Below are 1,558 nucleotides of genomic sequence, written 5' to 3' on the forward strand. Positions count from 1 at the left end.
GTTTCTGTTGAGTAGAGCCCATTGCTGCGATGCCAATACCAGCTCGCCCTGCTACATGAGGACCACCATTAACCGTAGACTCTCCTACTTCAATATTGGTATTGTCATTTTGAGTACCTACGTAATTTGCATGGGCAGCAAAGCTAAAAGTGGTTGTGAGTACTGCGAGTGTTGCGAATAACTTGTTCATTTTTCAGTTCCTTTTAAATAAAAATCAATGAAATAAAAAGCACAACTAAGATGCTTTCATTAACTACACCGAACGAAAAACAAAAACCCACAAAAAATAATAACTATTTAGTTTGTGGGTTTATTTTTTAAGCTAATCAACTAAGTTAATTCAATAAATTAAAAGCTCATTTGTAGTTTTAACTTCACAGTTCTACCAGGAGCTGGAACACTCGAACGAACCAGTGGATCAATATAATAAAGATCGGTTAAATTCGTGGCTATCAACTCAACGTTGAGGCGCTCACTCCAGCTATACTTTGCATATGCGTCAAAAGTCAGCGCTTTATCTCGTTCAAGATCTTCTTCACTTTTACTTGCTGATAGATAAACACTTCGTAATCCGGTTTCCAGGGAATTTTCGAAATAACGACCACCAAGGCTCAAATTAACCGAGTCATTAGGAATAGCTTGATCGCTTAAGTAACCACCTGCAAAACCAGCATGTACACAATTCGGAACTGAGCCCTCGACAGGGTCCTGAGTAATTGCAAGGCTTTCATCACAGACTTCATTCTTAGTCATATGAGATAAACTTAAATCAGCAAAAAACGAACCATTGTCATAGCGACCTTGAAACTCAAACCCTTGCAATGTTTGCTTATCAATATTGTAAAAGCGTAGTAAATTACCTGAGCGTTCTATGACATCTTTTGTTTTATGATGAAAGTAGGTTAATTTAATATCCCCTTGCTCAAAGTTATGTACAAACGCAGTTTCATAATTATAGGTATGCTCTGGTTTAATACCTGTGTAAGGGTTGTTATTAGCCGAGAAGCCTAAGGTACTTTCGAACATACTCGGGAAGCGGATACCCTCGGTATAACGTATGTACACTCGACTATGTTCATTTAATAAGTAGGTTGCAGCAAGTGCTGGAGCCCAGTGGTTCCCCTTTTTTTTACCGCCATCAATTTGCTTATCGTACTCATTTACAGGCCCACCCGCTTGGCGACAACTGCCTTCTATATAATTAGCTACGTTATTCAATTCCCCGTTAACACATATATTATTCTCTCTGCGGTATTTACCCTCACCATTATGTAACCATGGATCTAAGACCGCTTTGTGTGTTTTTCTACGATCACTCTCTCTAAAATCAAGAAAACTCTCCAATCCTGCAGGATTATCAACAAAGAAGCTTGAATCACCAAACTGCTCTCTCTCTTGCTCTCTTATTTCTTGGTGTTCAGCTTCTGTGTAAGCTGTTTTATATTCTAAATATACACCTTCAGCGGCAGAGTGTTCTTTCGTAAAGCGCTCGTCTCCAGCCGAAATACGGCTTGATAAAAAGTCATCAATCGCCCAATAACTTTTATAACTTGCACCT

General features: G+C 38.9%; 2 protein-coding genes. Both read right to left on the reverse strand.

What is annotated here, in order from left to right; all coding sequences use genetic code 11:
- On the reverse strand, nucleotides 1-190 hold a 190-nt coding region (locus ACT3RM_RS17770), incomplete at its 3' end, for a hypothetical protein (protein ID WP_444511499.1).
- A gap of 158 nt (nucleotides 191-348) precedes the next feature.
- On the reverse strand, nucleotides 349-1,558 hold a 1,210-nt coding region (locus ACT3RM_RS17775; RefSeq protein ID WP_444511500.1), incomplete at its 5' end, for a TonB-dependent receptor.

Origin of the sequence: Pseudoalteromonas sp. AOP7-A1-14 (assembly GCF_052376275.1) — a bacterium.
GTDB lineage: Bacteria > Pseudomonadota > Gammaproteobacteria > Enterobacterales > Alteromonadaceae > Pseudoalteromonas.